This window comes from Geitlerinema sp. PCC 7407 (genome assembly GCF_000317045.1).
In the GTDB taxonomy this organism is placed as follows: domain Bacteria; phylum Cyanobacteriota; class Cyanobacteriia; order PCC-7407; family PCC-7407; genus PCC-7407.
The window spans coordinates 4,243,275-4,261,040 of record NC_019703.1; the positions used below are offsets into that span (position 1 = coordinate 4,243,275).

A 17,766-nucleotide genomic window follows, 5' to 3' on the forward strand; every position below is an offset into this window, starting at 1 on the left:
AGAGCTCTCGCTCAGATAGACCCTCGCTTCTCTATCGTACAAAGATTTCGGCATCCGGAAGTTGCGTCTGTCTAGAGGACAGAACCACCGCTCAGCACTGCTTTTCTAGCGTGCCCTTGTCGAGCTTGCTAGCTAACAGTTTGGTCGTTGACCGGGGGGCGATCGCCCGTCTCAGGCGTCTCAGGCGTCTCAGGCACTGGCACCGGCAGAGGACGATGAAGAAATGCAAACTCCTCCACCACGCGATCGCCCAGTAAATGCTCCTGGATAATTCGCTCGATCACCTCTGGCGTCGCGCTGTGGTACCACACCCCGTCCGGGTACACCACCAAAATTGGACCTTGCTGGCACACTCGCAAACAGTTGGCCTTTGTTCGAAACACACAGCTAGGACGATCCACCGTCGGCGTGTCCAGCTTTAGCTCCTTTAGCCGCTTCTTGAGGTAGTTCCAGGCCTCGATGCTCAGCGCCTTGTCACAGCACACCGGCACCGTCTGATCAGCACAGATGAAGAGATGACGCTGAATTTTATTGAGGCCGAGCTTTTCGACGCAGGCGGGCAGAGACTCGGCGGGAGAAGACTTGGCGACCGGTTCAGTCATGGGGCGCCTCAGACCTTCGGTTCGGCCGGGAGAGAGTCCTCAGCCTCAGGCACGGCTTCATCCTCTGAAGAGTCATTGCGCACCCGACGAATGGGCAGGTTCGCAATCAGCGCTGTCATCCGCTGACTGCTCTCGAGGGAGAACTCTAGGCCATCCGCATCTAGTTCGACGTAGCGCGAGACCACTTCCAGAATCTCTCGGCGCATCGATTCGACCATCGAAGGAGTTAGATCAGCGCGGTCATGGGCCAAGACCAGACGCAGACGCCGCTTTACCTCTTCTCGGCTGGTGTCCGTAACCCGAGGAAACAGTCGTTCTAGAAGTTCAGTAAGCATGGATCTTGCGGCAAGCAACTAAAGGAAAGGGGGCGAAGGCCAACTCGACTGATGCCTCGGACTACACATTAGCCTTCGCACGTGCATCAAGCAATCATTGATCCCATGGGCCAGAGTTTCCCATCCTCTCCACCCGATCGCTAGGCAATCAGGTTTAGAAAGGTTTAGAGAATTTTGGTGGACAGGAGCCGTTTGATCCGAGAGAAGAAGCTGTCCCCAGGCCCGTTGAGGTCCAAAAACTCAACTTTTTGCCCTTCCAGGCGTCGGGCGACATTTTCGAAGGCGGTCCCAGCCATGGACGGTGTCTCAGACAGCACCAGCGGCTCGCCGCGGTTGGTGGAGACGATGACCCGCTCATCGTCAGGAATCACGCCAATCAAGGGGATCGCCAAAATCTCTTGGACGTCCTCCACCGACATCATGTCGTTGACCTGGACCATGTTCGGTCGGATGCGGTTGATGATCAGGCGCATCTGCTTGATGCCTTGGGCTTCTAGCAAGCCCACGACGCGATCGGCGTCTCGCACAGCAGAGATTTCGGGGGTGGTCACCACGAGGGCTTCTCGCGCCGCGACGATGGCGTTCTGGAAGCCCATCTCGATGCCGGCGGGGCAGTCAACCAGGATGTAGTCATACTTGCCCGTGAGCGCCGCGATGAGCTGCTTCATTTGCTCTGGGCGAACGGCGTCTTTGGTGCGATTTTGGGCGGCAGGCAGCAGGGCAAGACGATTTTGCCGCTTGTCTTTGACGATGGCTTGCTCTAGGCGGCACTCTCCGGCCAGAACCTCTAGCGCTGTGTAAACGATTCGATTTTCTAGGCCCAGCAGCAGGTCTAGGTTGCGGAGACCAAAATCTGCATCAACCACGATGACTCTGCGACCTTGTTGGGCAAGCGCCATGCCAAGGTTCGCGGTGCAGGTGGTTTTGCCAACCCCGCCTTTTCCAGAGGTAACTACAATGACGCGACTCATGAACGAAAGATGGATTTTATGAAATGGATGAACTGGCGGTTAGTAGAGTGCACTGCCCACGCAAGCTTTCCCGTTATCTTAAAGCGCTTGGGGCATTCCACCAAGGACTTGGGGAGAGAGAGTGGGGCAATGATGACAAGCGGGGTTGCAGGAGTCTGGGAGGGGGCTGCCGCAGGGGAATCTGGGCAGCTGGGCTGGGGAGGTTAGGCGCGCGGCTGCTGCTGCTTGAGAAAGTCGGCCGCTTGGGCGATGCGGATGCCGTCGGGGGTGACGTAGGCGACTTCGGGGTAGTACTGGGCAGGAGGATTTTCGGGGGCGCGGGCGACGTAGTCGGCGATGCGGATTTGGGTGGGCTCCATTTGCAGGGCCATGATGCGGCAGCGGGTGTTGCCGGCGGCTCCGGCGTGGGCGATGCCGCGCAGGCGTCCCCAGATCAGGATGTCACCGTCAGCCACAACGGAGCTGCCGGGGTTGATGTCGCCGCAGATGATAACGGTGCCAGGGTGACGCACTTCGGCGCCCGATCGCAGGGTGGTTTGGAGATAGAGGGGTTCGTCGAGAACTTTGGCGGCGCTGTCGTCAGGGGATTGGGTCAGGTGGGCGATCGCCGATTGCTGTTCGACGGAGTAGCCTGCGGTGGCGGCGGCCACAGCGGTCTGGCGACGGCTGGTGTAGACGCGCTTGAGCTGGAGCTGGACTTCGGCGAGGGCGTCGGCGATCGCCTGAAGCTGGCGGCTATCGAGTAGGCGATCGCGGGCAATCAGGTGCACCGTCGTGTTGGGCTGCCAAAAGCGATCGCCCCCCGTCAGGCGCTGCTTGAGCTGCTGCCACAGTTCGGTCCAGGTCGTTGGCAGGGGAGCGGGGGTCGTCTCAGACGCTGCCTCCGCAGGCAGCGTCAGCAACAGTCGACCGCCCTCGCTCTTGAGGCGAACTTGCCGATGGCGATCCGGATCCGAGGACGACTCAGGAAGGGGCGTGACAGCCGGGGGCTGGGGGGCGTCGGCACTCATGAAAATCAAGCCTGGTTTGCGATGGATCAAATATATTGGGAGTCCTGGCAGACAGCAAGCCGCCCGCTCAGGGATCCTAGCGTAGCGGCGCTGCCAAAGACCACTCCCAACCGCAAGAGAACCCTAGGCCTCGGAGTGCTGGCTCAGGCGGCGATACACCGTGGCCAAACCGTCTGCATCGCCCACATTGCCGGGAAAGAGGACCACGGGCAAGTCGGGGAAGCGGGGATGGTCAGTCGGGGTGCGAACCAGAGAGCAGCCAGCGAGGACTTGGCCCAGCAGGCGGGCCGTCCGCAAGGCCAGCCCCGTACTCAGCACATCATTGGAGGTGATGCCTCCCTTGCTGATCAAAAATCCAAGGGTTGGCGGCAGCCCCCGGACAATTTCCATCAGTAATGCCGAAACATTGGCCCCGAAGTCGAGGCGAGCCTGGGTCGTCTCAAAGGTGAGCTCCCGCCGACTGGTGTAGATCACCGGGGTTTTGCCCGCTGCGTGGGCTGCTTCGGCCTGGGCGATCGCCTCAGAGCGCAAAGCAGCCTGGGCCTGAGTCCCCTCATCCCGCAGACGCTCCACCGCAACTTCGATCCCGACCACTCCCGGCTCCTGGAGCAGATGCTCTAGCTGCTCGGTGCTCTTGCGCACGTGGGAGCCCACGATCACCGCCCCCGGTGCCCCTTGGCGGGTGTATTTCGCCATAGCCTCTGGGGCGACGGGCTGGGGCGGCAGCGCCGCGAGGGCCGTCAGCAGGCTGGCCGCGCTGCGAAACAAAAACCGCTTGCCTTCGGCGGCCACCGCCAGCACGTCAGCCGCAAAGCGATCGAGATCGGCCTGGGTTTCGGCGTCTACCGCCGCGCACTGATTGTTCGCCAGGTGCCGGAGGCGATCGCGACTATCGGAGCGCACATCCGCCAACAAAAAGCGCTCCACGGCCGCTGCTGCAATCCGTCCCTGGGTCTTTTCGGCCACATAGTCCGGCAAATAGCTGTGGTGGTAGCCAAACACCGAGTCCTTCGCGAACTCCGTCTCGTGGACCGGCGTCGGCACGCCCTTCACCATCAGATAGTGGACGCTCTCGCGCGTAAAGCGTCCTCCCTCAAAGAAGGCCGGCACCAAGAAGTGAGCATCAAACGGCCCCAGCTCCTCGGCAATCACATCAGTTTCGATGGGGTAGTGGCCCCGCAGCGTCGAGTCAGACCGGCTGACCACCAAAAAATCATGTACCCCTGCCTGGGCGATCGCGATCTTGAGGTTGTGGCAGACCTCACGGGTCACCGCCGCCGCCTGCTCGGGCGGCAGCGATCGCGTATTGGTCAGCACAAAGAAAATCGGCGCCTCATCCCGCAGCCCCAGGCACAGCGTCTCCACGTCCCAGCGCGTCAACAGCAAACAGCTGTGCACCGTTTGCGACCCGGTTGGATCGTCATCTAGGACAATAATTTTGGGCGTTTCGGTCATGGCACCAGCAAAGCTTTCTAGGGACGCTGACCCTGTAATTTTCTCATCTCTTCGCGCACTCCCACGGCAATTTGCAGCGCCTCATTGAGCAAGCGAGCGTGCTCACTCGCCTGATCGCTCACCTGGAGCGCCGTCAGCGTCTTGAGATTATTGGCAAAAAGCTCCGGATTGAGGCGAATAAACTGGGCGTTTTTGCGCAAAATTCGCTCCGTTCGCAGCGCCCGCACAATATCTTCGCGCGTCAGATCAAGGGCCTCAATCACGCGATCGCGATCTTGAATCGCCACCCCCGGATTGCCCACCGCTTCGATTTGATCATTAATATCGATCGCCCGCACCACCGCATTGAACTGGGCGATTTCGTCGAGGAGATTGGCCAGATGGCGATGGCGGCGGCTAAAAGCAATCCGGCGCAGATCGTCAATGAGCAGACCCAGCGCCACCGAGCCGTGGATGATCACCAACAGCAGCAATCGCTCTGGCATCACTATGCTCAAGAGGCCGCAGCTCAGGGTCAGCAGCACCACAATCAAACCCGTTTTGGCCAGCTCCGCCGCAAACTTTTTCCAGGTCGAAGGCCGATACACAGCGTCTAGCCCGACCCCGCTCAGCCGCCTGATCTCTCCGCGCGTAAATTCTAAGCCCTGAATATCCGGTCGCACCGCACAGCCCTCTTCACTCTGGGATGGCCCGTTTTTCCAAAATAGCAATTGTTGTCTGGGAGTTGATCTGGGCATTTGCTGATTGCGCCGCGCACCCGCCCATGCCGTTGACCTCAGTGGCCAGACTCATCGCTCTCGCGCAAAGTTCCGATCTCGCCCTCTTGGGGGCTAGGCGTCGGGGGGCGGTGGGGGAGCTGAGCGGATCTCGGTTTCGGCGATCGCCACGTCACTCACCCGGGTGCTGAGGCGCTGCAACACCGTGCGCGTACTCGCCAGGGTCCGCCCTGCATCCTGATCGGCTCCCGCTCCCAAGCGAATCTGAATATTGGGTCCCGAGCGCGCCAGCCGAATAATCGCCCCATCCACCACAGACATCCGATCTACCCGTTTACCGTCTAAATAGGTCCCGTTGGTGCCCAAGTTGACCACTTCCCACTGAGACCCCTGGCCCCGCAGCTCGACATGATGACGCGAAACCACTGCACTGTAGAGAACCACATGGTTATCGGTCGCACGTCCAATCCGCACTATAGGCTCATGCTCGAAGGTCCAGCTCTGGACTGGGATCGATTGAATCGGATGCAAAAGAGTCAGCGTAATCACATTTGGGAGCGCCAATAAGTATCGTTGTCAAAGATAACGATCAGGAAAAAGCTACCATAGCCTGCTGCGCTCCCCGACAGAATCGAGGCAAAACGGCAGCTGCCCCCTTCATCTGCTCGGCTAGGGAGCCAGTTCAGCCTGCCACCAGCAGCGATCGCATTTTCGCAAGAAACAAGGACGACGTCAGAAACCCCTGAGCTTGGCTCATCCGGAGAGAGCTAGGGTGGAGAGTCAGCCCTATACACACGGCCAAAACGCTATAAAAGCAAGACGACTAGGGGTGACTTTCAGAATACTCGAAGAGTTTAATTTTGACATCCACAGCCAGCCAAAGCCATGGTGATTCCTAAACTTCACGATTTGGGTGCCTAGCAGGCAGGACTGGCCCTTCAGAACTGGCCGCATCCGGGGCAACGCTTCCCATCAGAGGCGATCGCCCTCGCAGTCGGCCCAGGGTATTCCACAACCACCGTTTTGGCAGGCGGGGCGCTCAGGATGCTTGGAACAGGAACGTCACCAGATCGCCTTTGCCCAGGGAAATGCGATCGCCCGATCGCAGGCGATGGCGATTGCCGGGCAGCAGAGATTGATGATTGATATAGGTGCCGTTGGCGCTGCCCACATCTTCAATAAAATAGGCGTCTCCCTCCAAGCGAATGTCGGCGTGGATGCGGGACACGATGTCTGAGCTGGGGAAACCCGACACATCCACATCCGGCGGAATCCGATCATTGGGCTTGCCGATGTGAATCACGCTGAGATGAAGAGGCAGCTCGATCTGCGTGTTGGTCTGGATGTGGAGCAGGCGAGCTGAGATTTGCTGAAGCTGGGTCTGGGAGCCTTCTGTCGCGCGCGCAGCAGCTGGCTCCATCATCGGCAGAGGGGCCGGGGGCAGGATCGGCTCAGCGGGCAGATCGAGGGCGGGCTGGGGCACACTCCCTAGATCTGGCAGAGGCGGCAGCGGTGGCGCTGCCCCAGGAAGGGGCTGGGCCGCTTTGAGATTAAAGCCGCACTGACCACAAAAGAGGGCGTCCGTCTGCACGGTGGTGCCGCAGTTGGGGCAGGCTTCGGTGGCTGGCAAAGGCGTATAGCAGGCTTCGCATTGAACCGCACCATCGGGGTTGGGGTGATTGCAGTTTGGGCAGACAATCATAGTCGGTATGGGATCAGGCCGCTCACGGCGGAGCGCGGTGTGAAGGGAAGTGGGGCAGTGAGGATAACAGGGAACGCGGGCGATCGCCCACCAGGATTCATCGTGATTGTGGCGCGATCGCCCAGGCTCTAGGCCACCTCGTGTGACAGTTTTGCGCCAGCGGCGCTATCGAGCAGCCACAGACACTCTTGCTGGGGGCGAACTAGCCGAGCGGGATAGAGGTTGTCGTCGTCGGTGGGGGCAAAAATATGGTCCAAGGCCGCCTGCTTGCTCGCACCCGCAACCATAAATACAACAGACCGAGCACAGTTGAGCAGCGGGACTGTAAAGGTAATTCGGGGCTGACCGTCTTTATTACCAACCGTCACCAGGCGATCGCACACCTGAAGAGCCTGGGTGTGAGGGAAAAGAGAAGCTGTATGGCCATCATCTCCAATTCCCAGCAAAATAACATCAAATTGCGGAAATTCTCCCGGCGCCGTCCCAAAAAAGTCTTGCAGCTGGGCGGCATGTTTGGCGGCGGCCACGGCGGGGTCGGCCTCGTCCGTCGGCATGGGATGAATGTTTTCGGGGGGCAGAGGGACGTGATCGAGCCAGGCTTGGCGGGCCATCCCCTCGTTGCTGTCGGGGTGGTCGGCGGGCACGTAGCGCTCGTCTCCCCAAAAGACGTGAACCTTGTCCCAGGGCAGAGGCTGCTGGGCGAGGGCCTCGTAGAGGGGTCGGGGCGTGCCTCCCCCCGAGAGGGCGATGGTGCATTGGCCCCGAGCCGCGATCGCGGATTCTAGGCGCTCGACGACCACAACCAGCGATCGCTCGATCAACGCCGCCTTGTCAGGCAGCACTTCAACGGAGGGCTTCATGGGATTCGGGTCTCCATAACGGCGGTCTGGCAATGACGGAGGGCTCGTCCGCAGCGCCAGAGTTGCCGCAAGTGTAGCGCGGGTTTTTGCCCCTTCCGAAGCTTTTCCAGAGTGATTTTGGTTTGTGTCCCTCGGTAGAGATTGGGGGCTGCTTCGAGGAAGCTGAGAGAATGGAAACGGGCGATCGCCCTGCCAGATGTGCCTGGGAGAGTCTCTTCTTCGATGTCTATGGCGATTTCGAGCGACTGCATTTTGATCTTTGTAAAAGTGCCGGGGACGAGCCCAGTCAAGTCTCGACTGGCGCGCACGGTGGGCGAAACCCACGCCACGGCGCTGTATCGCTGCTTTGTGGCGGACTGGCTCGATCGCCTGCGCCAGCTACCGGCGGATCGACTGGTGTTTTACGCGCCTGCGGGGGCCGACGTGGCGGCATGGCTCGGCCCTGAGGAGCGCTACTACCCCCAGAGCGAAGGGGATCTGGGCCAGCGAATGGCAGCAGCCTTTCAGATAGCGTTTCGCCAGGGCTACCGGCGATCGCTCGTGGTCGGGAGCGACAGCCCCGATCTACCCCTCGACATCTTGCAAGAAGGCTTTGCCGCGCTGGAGTGGTGCCATGGGGTCCTCGGGCCTACCGAGGACGGCGGGTACTATACCCTGGGCTTTTCGGTACAGCACTTCACGACGGTGGTCTTCGAGCAGATTGCTTGGAGCACCAGCACCGTGCTTGAAACGACCCTGGCTCGCTTTGCGGGCTGCGATCGCACGGTTCACCAGCTTCCCCTTTGGTCAGACATCGACACCCTCGAAGACCTGCAGGCCTACTACCAGCGCAACCACGACCAAGACCATCTGCGCACTGTTCAGTATTTACAGGCTCACCCGGATCTGTTGGCCCTGATGTCCTTGGCCGCCCTCCCGGGTCGACCCTAACCTCCTTGTGTTGCCCACTATGGTCGATGTATCCGTGATCATTCCGGTTCTGAAAGAAGGCCCCGCCATCCAGGCGGCCCTGGAGCGCCTGGCCGCTCAGCAGGGAGGCCTGACCTTCGAAGTGATTGTGGTGGACGGCGATCGCGACGGCTCCACGCTCCAGCACATCGCCGACTGCGGGGTGCCAGTGCGGGGCATCACCGCGCCAAAGGGCCGGGGCAGCCAGATGAATGCGGGCGCCCAAGCGGCCCAGGGGGAGGTGCTGCTGTTTTTGCACGCCGATGCTGAGCTGCCGCCCCAGGGTCTGGCCCAGGCGCTGGCGGTCATTCGCCAGGGGCGCGGAGTGGCGGGGGCCTTTGACCTAGCCATTGACTCCCCCCGGCGATCGCTGCGAATGTTGGCTCGGTGCGCTTCCTGGCGATCGCGCTTGACCCGGATTCCCTACGGCGATCAGGCCCTGTTTTTGCGGCGCAGCACCTTCTGGGAGGTCGGCGGCTACCCCCCACAGCCCCTGATGGAAGACGTGGCCCTCATGGAAGCGCTCAAGGGCCGGGGCGATCGCCCGATCTTTTTGCGCGATCGCGTCCGGGTCTCGGCCCGCCGCTGGGAGCGCGAAGGCATCCTCTACTGCACCCTGCGCAACTGGACCTTGCTCACCCTCTACTCTCTCGGCGTCTCGCCAGAGCGGCTCTACCGGTGGTATCACCCCAGCCGCCATCCCAGCCAGGGGCGATCGCGCGTCTCCTCTTAGCCGCCACATCGAGGCCCAGAATTTCGCGCTGAGCGATCGCCATCCCGCCCTAACTTTTGTGACATTCACGGGTTTGCGATGACTGTGGACGTCTTTAGAAATTTGGCTGGAGTCTTTTAATCAATCCAGTAAGCTTGAGAAGACTCCTCATCCACACAAAATTCTCTAGGCCAACTCACAGTCAAACTACGATGAAAGCGACTAGCAGCCGATCTTACGCGCCCTTTGCCTCTCGGGCTCTCAAAGTTGTTGGCATTATCTTGGTAGTGTCCTTTGTTTTAGACCTGATTACCCTGCTCATTCCTGCTAACTTCCTCAGTCCAGAATGGCAGATCAACTTCATTACTCAGGTGGTTGATCGCGGCGTGATTCCGCTAGTCGGCATCTCTTTTATCTTCGTTGCAGACTGGATTGATCGGACAAGCGGCGCTACCCCTCCTCAAAGCGCAGGCCAAGCCGTCGAATTTTGGACGCTGCTGTTCGCGAGCTTGCTGGGCCTGATTTATCTGTTGGCGGTCCCCCTGCACCTTAACAACGTCCGCCTCGAGAGCAAGCAATCCCTAGAGCAGATCAGCGAAGAAGCACGGGCCGCTGAGGGCCAGATTGATTCGCGGCTGGGCCAAGAGGTCGAGCGCCAGCGCAGCCAGATCACGGAGCTGGTCCAGGACGAGCAGCGCCTCAATGAAGCCATCAACAGTGGCCAGATTCCCCAAGAGCAGCAGTCTTTGCTGCGCCAGTTCCGCAACGATCCCCAGGCCCTGAACGCGTTCCTCGACAAGCAGTCCCAGGAGATTCGCACTCGGATCAAGACGGAGATTGGCACGCGCAAGCTGGCCGCCGAAAAGCAAACTCGCAACCAGGCCATCAAGTCGGGCCTGCGGACAGGCATTAGCAGCTTGCTGCTGGCCGCTGGCTACATCTTTATTGGCTGGACAGGGCTGCGCAATTTCGGTTCGCGCTAGGGCGATCGCGCATTTCAGCAGGTCTGGGATTGCCGAAAGCTGGGTGGGCACGCTGAGGATATCTCCAAGGCCCCGTGCCCGCTCCCTCTCAAGCAAAAAAATCGTCATGTTTTCAATTTTTATCCTGACCTACAACGAAGAGCTCGACATCGCAGCGTGCATCGAGTCAGCGTTGCTGTCCGACGATGTGATTGTGGTGGATTCCCTCAGCAGCGATCGCACGGTTGAGATCGCCCAGCGCTACCCCGTCCGCGTTGTTCAGCACGCCTTCGAGAGCCACGGCAAGCAGCGGACCTGGATGCTCGAGACCGTCGAGGCCAAGCACGAGTGGGCTTACATCCTCGAAGCCGACGAGCGCATGACGCCCGAGCTTTTCCAGGAGTGTCTTGAGGCGATCGCCAACCCCCAGGCGGTGGGCTACTACGTCGCCGAGCGCGTGATGTTTATGGGCAGCTGGATCCGCCACAGCACCCAGTATCCGCGCTACCAGCTGCGGCTGCTCCAGCGCGGCAAGGTTTGGTTTGGCGACTATGGCCACACCGAGCGGGAAATCTGCGACGGCCCCACCGATTTTCTCAAAGAAACCTATCCCCACTACACCAGCGGCAAGGGCATGAGCCGCTGGATCGACAAGCACAATCGCTACTCCAGCGACGAGGCGATCGAAACGCTGCGTCAGCTCGAGCAGGGGCAGGTGAGCTGGCAGCAGCTTTTCCGGGGCAAAACCGAGGTAGAGCGGCGGCGCGCCCTCAAGGATCTGTCCCTGCGCCTCCCCTTTCGGCCGCTGGTGCGCTTTTTCTACATGTATTTTCTGCTGGGCGGCATCCTCGATGGGCGAGCAGGCTTTGCCTGGTGCACCCTTCAGGCATTTTACGAGTACTTGATTGTGCTCAAGGTTTGGGAGCTTCAGCACATGCCGGTGCCCACCCTCGATGAGCAGGGGATGCCCCAGTCAACCGCGAGAAAAACAGGCCTTTCGGAGGCCTCAGCGGCCCCATCTCAGGAGATAAACGCCCCATAGGCCGGGGGATCAATCAAAAGCGAGGACTTTTGGTTGAAAAGTCAGCGCGATCGCCACAAGAATGTAAATTGTGATACGGAGGCGCATGAGATCTATCGCCCTGAGATAATCTGGTAGGTGGGTCAAGGTGAGAGGTCTTCAGAGATATTGCAACAAATCTTTACGGGCTCTACTACTATTAGTAGTAGGCCGAGTCTTGCGCTCCCCGGGTTTTGCGGTCCAGAGGGACCCCCTTTGATTAGCCAGTGATAAGGAGAGTGGATTACCTGTGCTCCAACGCTTCAAACAGGACTTAAAGAACGATCTGATTGCAGGTCTTCTTGTGGTTATTCCGCTAGCCACAACCATCTGGCTGACCATCACGGTGGCAAACTGGGTCGTCAATTTTTTGACCCGTGTCCCCAAGCAGCTCAACCCCATTAATGATCTCGATCCGTTTGTGATCAACTTGATCAACTTGGCGGTGGGGCTAGCGGTGCCCTTGATGTGCATCCTGATCATTGGCCTGATGGCCCGCAACATCGCCGGGCAATGGCTGCTGGATTTGGGCGAGCGGATCTTGCAGGCGATTCCCTTTGCAGGCTCGATCTACAAAACGCTCAAACAGCTGCTGGAAACAGTGCTCAAAGATTCGAGCGGCAAGTTTCGGCGGGTGATTTTGGTGGAGTACCCGCGACGCGGGATGTGGGCGATCGCCTTTGTGACGGGCAATGTCGGCGGAGACTTTGGGGCGGCTTTCCCAGAGCCGATGCTCAGCGTGTTTATTCCCACGACGCCCAACCCGACGACGGGGTGGTACGCTATTGTGCCGGCTCGCGACGCGATCGATCTGGGCATGCCGGTCGAAGACGCCTTCAAGGTGGTGATCTCCGGCGGGATCGTCACCCCGGCGACGCTGGCGAACCTGCCCGAAGGGGTCAGCGATCGCATCAATAGCCGGGTAACCGGCGATCGCAAAATGACGCCCCTCTTGGTCAATCCCCAGGGCCAATCCATCACCGTCGAGGAAGAAGAGCCCGCCTAGAGCGAACACATTTTTTGACCTTCAGCAAGCCTAGGGATCCCGAAATATCCCCATCGGTTCGGGAATCCTAGGCTTGTTAAGATTATTAACGTTTGAACCTCCGCAACTGAAGAGAGCCGCTATGCAAGCCCGTCGAATCGCCCGTGAACTTGCGCTGCTGAGCATGAGCCAAATGCCGACCAAGCCAGAGCAGCTAGACAAACAGCAACTGCAAAATCTCTTGGTATCGGCCGTCCGGACCCTCACCGCCGAAGCCCAAGACACCCTCGAGACGGCCTCCGCTGAGCTCCAGCGAGGCAGCGATCGCCTCCTGACCAGCGAAACTCGGGCTGCCGACCTGGCCAGCGCTCGCCGGATGGTGCAAGAAGCCATCGAGCTCACCCAGGTCGCCATCAACCGGATTGGTCAAGCCATCGATTTTCCGGAGCTGATCCAGCTGACCAACCAGACCGAGGTCCGCACCTACGCCCTCCAGCTCGCCCAGACCACCGCCAGCAACCGCACCGAAATCGACACGGTCTTGAACGAGTCGATGGTGAACTGGCAGCTCTCGCGCTTGCCCAAGGTCGACCGGGATATCCTGCGCATCGCCGTCAGCGAAATCATGTATCTCGGCACCCCCGCCCAGGTCGCCATTGACGAGGCCGTGGAGCTCGCCAAACGCTACAGCGACGATGACGGCCGCCGCTTTATCAACGGAGTCCTGCGCCGAGTGATGGACTATCTGAAAACCAAGGCCGCAAAATAGGTCACCAAAACCAAACCTCCGACCGCAATCCTTGGTTCATGGCAGGACAAATTGCTGTAGGTTTGAGTTGAAAGAAATTGTTACATCAGCCAGGACTCTGGGCGCTGGTGCCTTGCCCACTGCCAGGCGGTTCATGAGTCAGGTGAGGGGTTCTGACTGCTCGTCGTGTTAGGAAACAGTTATGGTATTCAATTGGTTTCGTCGCCAGTTTAGTCGCCCGGAAGAGGCTCAAGAGCAACAACCCACGCAGGAAGAAGCGCCCGAGGTTGCTGAGGAATCAGCGGCAGAAGGCGAGGAATCTGGTGAAGCGCAAGCAGCCGACGACTATCTAGAGTGGGCCAAGGCGGCTTACCAGAATATCAAGAAGCAGCAGGAAACCCAGGAACCTGACGAACTGGAAGAACCGGCAGCACCAGAAGAACCGGTGGCAGAAGCTGAGCCTGAACCTATTCCAGAGCCAGAGCCTGAGGCAGAGCCAGAGCCTGAAGTCGCGGAACCAGAGCCTGAAGTGGCTGCACCGGAGGTCGCCGAACCAGCGATCGCCGAGTTAGCGGTTGCCGAGCCAGAGGTCCCTGAACCCGAACCAGAAGTCATCGAGCCAGAAGAGGCCGAGCCGGTCGCAGCAGCAGAAGTCCCAGCGCCGGAAGCTGAGCCGGAGACCGTAGCAGCCGAGACAGCCCCTGAGGCGATCGCGCCTCCAGAACCCGAAACCGAACGCCCAGAGGCAGAAGCTGCCGAACCAGAAGTCCCTGAACCCGAGCCCGTCGCTGAGGCCGCTGAGCCAGCGGCCCCCGAGGAGGCCGAGCCGGAGGCAGTCGAGCCCGAACCACCCGTCGTCGCAGCCAGCGCTGCTGAACCCGCAGCGCCCGCGATCGCCGAAGAGCCCCCGACCCCCGAGGCAGAAGCGCCCGCTGATGCCCCAGAAGAGGTTGTCGAGGCCGCTCCCCTTCCCTTCTGGGCCCAGGCCGAAGCCGATCGCCAGGAGCGGATGGAGCGCCTGCGAGCCACCGCCATGGAGGAGCCCGAGCCAGAGGTCAGCACCCCGAGCAGCGCTGCGACCGAAGAGTTTGTGCTGCCCATCGACTTCGACGAAGGCTTCCTGTGGTCAGCTGAAATTTTGGCGGCCCAGGGTCGCCGCCCAGACCAGGTGTCCATCGAAGAAATCACCTGGCTCAAGCGTCTGCGCCAAGGTCTCGACAAGACTCGGCGTGGCCTGATCAACCAGCTCAAGGCCATTGTGGGGCAAGGCCCGCTCAACCAAGACGCCGTGCTGGAGATCGAGGCGCTGCTGCTCCAGGCCGACGTGGGCTATGAGGCAACCGACCACATCATCACCGCCTTGCAAAGCAAGCTGCGCGAGGAAACCCTGCCGCCCGAAGAGGCGATCGCCTACCTCAAGCAGATTCTGCGCGAACTCCTCGACACCCCCCTCAACAACACCGCCAACTACGCCTTTGCGCCCGAGCCGGACACCCTAAACATCTGGCTGATGACCGGCGTCAACGGTGCGGGCAAAACCACCACCATCGGCAAGCTGGCCCACCTCGCCAGCAAGTCCGACTACAAGTGCCTGATCGCGGCGGCGGACACCTTCCGGGCCGCCGCCGTCCAGCAGGTGAAGGTATGGGGCGATCGCAGCAGCGTCGAGGTCATCGCCAACCCTGGCAAAAACACCGACCCCGCCGCCGTCGTCTATGACGCGATCGCTGCTGCCCAGTCCCGCGACATCGAGCTCCTGCTCGTCGACACCGCCGGCCGCCTCCAAAACAAGAAAAACCTTATGGAGGAGCTCGCGAAAATCCGCCGCATTGTCGATAAAAAGGCTCCCGACGCCAAAATTGAATCGCTCTTGGTTCTCGATGCCACCCTCGGCCAGAACGGCCTCCGCCAAGCAGAGGTCTTCGCTGAAGCCGCCCAGCTCAGCGGCGTTGTCCTCACCAAGCTAGACGGCACCGCCAAGGGGGGCATTGCCTTGGCCGTCGTCCAGCAGCTCGGGTTGCCCATCCGGTTTATCGGTGCTGGCGAAGGCATCGAGGACCTGCGGCCCTTCTCCAGCTACGAATTTGTCGAAGCCCTACTCAACGGTTAACTCCCGGCCTACCTTCTGTGCAGGCCCTCGAACCTCTCCCAACAGTGCCTGTTGCGGAGAGGTTCGGTTTATCACCCGCCGTTTCAGACCCTTCGGGTGTACAATCAAGCCACTTCCTTCGAGATTCTTGTCAGCACAAGGCCTGCTCGTAGCCTTGGAGGTTGATACTGCCAGGGCTTCAGCGCCCTCTCCAGACCCTTTCTGCGGCAGCGCTGTCCAGCATGGAGACGAGCTTCTGAGAACTGGAAAGGGCGATCGCCCTGACCCGTTTCAAGGACTTCGGCCAAATTGCCCAAAAAGCTCACAGGTTTTCTTCCCACGTTCCTTGCATCCGCTAGAATCTATGCCAATCCTTTGGTAGAACGAGGCTTTTTTAGTCGCGATCGCTGGATTTTGGCTCTATTCCCGCCCTGCGGGAGCGCTCTCTTACCGCATCGGATTTACCCTGCGAGAGCTATTCCCGCTCTGTTTTTGGGCTTTTTGCCTGTTTAAAAAACCTATTTTCAACGCTTTCGCTTAAAAGGCCTGCTTATTCTTGCTCGAATGACGACTGTGCCTGTTCCAAAACAGCCTTCTCAACCCTCTGACAGGTCTGGTGGCTCCACACCCGATGGAACGCCCGTGTTTGCCCTCAAGGAGCTGGTCTCTCGCCTGCACCGCGAGCAAAACAAAACCCAAGACTTGTTAAGCTCCCTGGGCTTTGCCCTGCGCAGTTTCAACAATCTCAATCAATTTCTAGAGCTCATTCCCCTGATTGCCAGCCGCGTAACCGACGCAGACGGCGGCGCCCTGATCCTGCTGAAACACGGGACGCCTCGTCTTGAGCGGCTGCACTGCCAAAACCGTCATCAGTGCTCGAGTATTCGCCAGGCCCTCGAAAGCGCCACGCGCCAAATCGCCGACTCCCACAGCACCACTACGACCCTCGCTCCGATCACCGCAGCCCTGGACCACCAGGTCAGTCGCTATCTCGGGCCGCAGGTCCAGCTGTTCGGCACCGCCATTTTGGTGAAAAACATCGAGCGGGGCCGCCTGTACGTCTTTAGCCACGACCCCAGCTATGCCTGGACAGAGACGCGCCAGAAGCTTGTGCGCCTGGTGGCAGACCAGACAGCAGTGGCGATCGACAATGACGAGCTGTCGATGGAGCTGCGCAAGCGGGAACGCCTCGATCGCGAGCTGGAAATCGGCGCTGAAATTCAGCTACAGCTGCTGCCTCGCCAGTGCCCCAAAATTCACGGCATTTCCTTGGCGGCCCGCTGCCAGACGGCCAGCCGGGTGGGAGGCGACTACTACGATTTCATCCCGGCGAGCTATGGCCAGATGCGCCCCAACCAGCAGAGCAACAGCGAGCTTGGCCGCTGGAGCATTGCCATCGGCGATGTGATGGGCAAGGGCGTGCCCGCTGGCCTGATTATGACGATGCTGCGGGGGATGCTGCGGGCGGAGGTGCTCAACGGCCACGCGCCGGCGCGCATTTTGCAGCATCTCAACCAGGTGATGTACACGGACCTGGAAAACTCCAATCGCTTTGTCACGCTCTTTTATTCGGAGTATGACCCCCGCACGCGGGTCTTGTCCTACAGCAATGCGGCCCACAATCCGCCGCTGCTGTGGCAGGCGGCCACCCAGACGGTGCGGCGCCTCGATACGCTGGGGATGCTGATTGGCTTGGACATTGATACGCGCTATCAGAGTGCGCAGATTCAGCTCCAGGCGGGCGATACGCTGATGTACTACACCGATGGCTTCACGGATGCGGCCAATCAGGGGGGCGATCGCTTTGATGAGGAAAACCTGAGCCGGGCGTTCCAGTGGGCCTGCCGTCAGTACCACGACCCCCAGGAGATCTTGGATTATCTCTTTGGCCAAGTGCAGCAGTTTATTGGGCCCGATCGCCGCAACGGGGACGATATGACGCTGATTATTCTGCGGGTCCAAGACCCTGTGGAGGAGGCGCCGGAGGAGACAGAAGACAGCGAGTCTGGGGAGGAAAGCCCCTAGCGATCGCCCCAAGGCACCTGTTTGGAGCGCAGCATGAGCCCACAAATTCCAGACCACTTGAGGCTCGGGCTGCGCTGAAGCGGTTCTTGGCGGGTTGCCGTGAAGGTCTCGGCAAATTGCTGTAAACTCCTACTGACAATGCCGCTGTGTCAAAGGTTGGGGTTCGGACGGGCGGCCAAGCAGCAAGCGTGAACCAAAGTAAGGAGTGATGAAAATGAGCGATCTTTGGGTGAGCTCGGTGGGTTGGGCCCTCGATGGCAGCCTGTGGGACAGCGTGGCCCAAGGGTGGATTTGGCACGCGTCTCTGGACGGGACGATGCTGGCTCAAAATATCCAGGTGGATATTATGGCCGACATGCAAAAGGGATTTCGGAATTTTATCGAATCCGGCCAGGTTTGGGCGCTGCTCATCGGCATGGTCCTGGGCTATATGTTCCGGAGCTTGACGGCGTACTAAGACGGCGAACGGAAGTGACGACACCAGGTCAGGGGCGATCGCGTTCTTGGGCCGATTGTCATGGCTATCCCAGATGGGAGCGAGCTTGTCGGTTTGCGGGGCGATCGCTAGGGTAGCCTTGATCCAGCA

The 17,766-nt window shown here is 60.0% G+C and carries 18 protein-coding genes; 9 read left to right on the forward strand and 9 right to left on the reverse strand.

All coding sequences use genetic code 11. The features are described 5' to 3' along the window. Window positions 1-128: 128 nt before the first annotated feature. The 9 genes from GEI7407_RS17315 to pgl all read right to left on the reverse strand — a co-directional run bounded on the left by GEI7407_RS17315 (window position 129) and on the right by pgl (window position 7,651). Window positions 129-602: a ferredoxin gene (locus GEI7407_RS17315; protein ID WP_015173508.1), complete on the reverse strand. Its 474-nt coding sequence runs from the start codon at window positions 600-602 to the stop codon at window positions 129-131. 8 nt (window positions 603-610) lie between these two features. Continuing rightward, window positions 611-937, reverse strand: a complete 327-nt coding sequence (minE, locus tag GEI7407_RS17320) for a cell division topological specificity factor MinE (RefSeq protein ID WP_015173509.1) — start codon at window positions 935-937, stop codon at window positions 611-613. A gap of 164 nt (window positions 938-1,101) precedes the next feature. Then, the gene (minD, locus tag GEI7407_RS17325) at window positions 1,102-1,908 is read right to left on the reverse strand and encodes a septum site-determining protein MinD (RefSeq protein ID WP_015173510.1); all 807 of its coding nucleotides are present in this window, start codon (window positions 1,906-1,908) and stop codon (window positions 1,102-1,104) included. 203 nt (window positions 1,909-2,111) lie between these two features. Beyond that, entirely contained in the window at window positions 2,112-2,918 is an 807-nt protein-coding gene (gene minC, locus GEI7407_RS17335) for a septum site-determining protein MinC (protein WP_015173511.1), read from the reverse strand. Between the two features lie 123 nt (window positions 2,919-3,041). Beyond that, window positions 3,042-4,373 (reverse strand): four-carbon acid sugar kinase family protein, encoded by a 1,332-nt coding sequence (locus tag GEI7407_RS17340; protein WP_015173512.1) that lies wholly within the window; start codon window positions 4,371-4,373, stop codon window positions 3,042-3,044. Window positions 4,374-4,390: 17 nt separating this feature from the next. Beyond that, window positions 4,391-5,035, reverse strand: a complete 645-nt coding sequence (locus tag GEI7407_RS17345; RefSeq protein WP_015173513.1) for a hypothetical protein — start codon at window positions 5,033-5,035, stop codon at window positions 4,391-4,393. A gap of 168 nt (window positions 5,036-5,203) precedes the next feature. Then, window positions 5,204-5,638 carry an FHA domain-containing protein gene (locus GEI7407_RS17350; RefSeq protein ID WP_015173514.1) on the reverse strand — a complete coding sequence of 145 codons (435 nt, stop codon included), beginning with the start codon at window positions 5,636-5,638 and terminating at the stop codon, window positions 5,204-5,206. Window positions 5,639-6,128: 490 nt separating this feature from the next. Continuing rightward, on the reverse strand, window positions 6,129-6,791 hold the full coding sequence (locus GEI7407_RS17355) for an FHA domain-containing protein (protein ID WP_015173515.1): 663 nt from the start codon (window positions 6,789-6,791) through the stop codon (window positions 6,129-6,131). Between the two features lie 128 nt (window positions 6,792-6,919). Further along, the gene (gene pgl, locus GEI7407_RS17360) at window positions 6,920-7,651 is read right to left on the reverse strand and encodes a 6-phosphogluconolactonase (protein WP_015173516.1); all 732 of its coding nucleotides are present in this window, start codon (window positions 7,649-7,651) and stop codon (window positions 6,920-6,922) included. 228 nt (window positions 7,652-7,879) lie between these two features. On the opposite strand from pgl, the gene GEI7407_RS17365 reads away from it, so the two are divergent. From GEI7407_RS17365 to GEI7407_RS17405, 9 genes are all read left to right on the forward strand, one after another. Further along, complete coding sequence (locus GEI7407_RS17365; RefSeq protein WP_190274151.1) at window positions 7,880-8,581, forward strand: TIGR04282 family arsenosugar biosynthesis glycosyltransferase; 702 nt, start codon at window positions 7,880-7,882, stop codon at window positions 8,579-8,581. A gap of 19 nt (window positions 8,582-8,600) precedes the next feature. Then, on the forward strand, window positions 8,601-9,332 hold the full coding sequence (locus tag GEI7407_RS17370) for a TIGR04283 family arsenosugar biosynthesis glycosyltransferase (RefSeq protein ID WP_015173518.1): 732 nt from the start codon (window positions 8,601-8,603) through the stop codon (window positions 9,330-9,332). 191 nt (window positions 9,333-9,523) lie between these two features. After that, on the forward strand, window positions 9,524-10,294 hold the full coding sequence (locus tag GEI7407_RS17375; protein WP_015173519.1) for an HpsJ family protein: 771 nt from the start codon (window positions 9,524-9,526) through the stop codon (window positions 10,292-10,294). 106 nt (window positions 10,295-10,400) lie between these two features. Then, the gene (locus GEI7407_RS17380) at window positions 10,401-11,315 is read left to right on the forward strand and encodes a glycosyltransferase family 2 protein (protein WP_015173520.1); all 915 of its coding nucleotides are present in this window, start codon (window positions 10,401-10,403) and stop codon (window positions 11,313-11,315) included. 268 nt (window positions 11,316-11,583) lie between these two features. Further along, on the forward strand, window positions 11,584-12,339 hold the full coding sequence (locus tag GEI7407_RS17385; RefSeq protein WP_015173521.1) for a DUF502 domain-containing protein: 756 nt from the start codon (window positions 11,584-11,586) through the stop codon (window positions 12,337-12,339). Between the two features lie 121 nt (window positions 12,340-12,460). Further along, complete coding sequence (gene nusB, locus GEI7407_RS17390; protein WP_015173522.1) at window positions 12,461-13,087, forward strand: transcription antitermination factor NusB; 627 nt, start codon at window positions 12,461-12,463, stop codon at window positions 13,085-13,087. A gap of 181 nt (window positions 13,088-13,268) precedes the next feature. Continuing rightward, window positions 13,269-15,176, forward strand: a complete 1,908-nt coding sequence (ftsY, locus tag GEI7407_RS17395) for a signal recognition particle-docking protein FtsY (protein ID WP_015173523.1) — start codon at window positions 13,269-13,271, stop codon at window positions 15,174-15,176. A 543-nt stretch (window positions 15,177-15,719) separates the two neighbouring features. Next, window positions 15,720-17,180 (forward strand): PP2C family protein-serine/threonine phosphatase, encoded by a 1,461-nt coding sequence (locus GEI7407_RS17400; RefSeq protein WP_015173524.1) that lies wholly within the window; start codon window positions 15,720-15,722, stop codon window positions 17,178-17,180. 214 nt (window positions 17,181-17,394) lie between these two features. Then, on the forward strand, window positions 17,395-17,637 hold the full coding sequence (locus tag GEI7407_RS17405) for a hypothetical protein (protein WP_015173525.1): 243 nt from the start codon (window positions 17,395-17,397) through the stop codon (window positions 17,635-17,637). Window positions 17,638-17,766: the final 129 nt, after the last annotated feature.